General features: G+C 71.2%; 1 protein-coding gene. It reads left to right on the top strand.

Going from position 1 to position 274, the window contains the following annotated elements:
- The coding region (locus HKX41_11430; protein ID NNC24743.1) for a bacterio-opsin activator at window positions 1-223 on the top strand (223 nt) is incomplete at its 5' end.
- Window positions 224-274 lie beyond the last annotated feature (51 nt).

Below are 274 nucleotides of genomic sequence, written 5' to 3'. Positions count from 1 at the left end.
CGAGCGCGTGCGGCCCTTCGACCGGCGGCGGTCCTCCTCGCAACTCACCGACCGACAGCGGGCCGCGCTGGAGACCGCGGTGGCGACCGGCTACTACGAAATCCCCCGCGAAGGGTCGGTCGCGGACGTGGCTGACGCGCTCGACTGCTCGACGAGTACGGCCGGCGAGCTACTCCGAAAATCCGAGGCGACGGTGCTCCGGGAGTTCGTCGATTCGGGGTGACGCGCGCCGACGCCTACGGCACCTTCAGATAGGCGTCGCCCGCCGCCTGTC

Source organism: Salifodinibacter halophilus, assembly GCA_012999515.1.
Taxonomy (GTDB): domain Bacteria; phylum Pseudomonadota; class Gammaproteobacteria; order Nevskiales; family Salinisphaeraceae; genus Salifodinibacter; species Salifodinibacter halophilus.
Note: the sequence above shows the minus strand (reverse complement) of the source record. Positions and strands in the feature narration are given on the sequence as shown.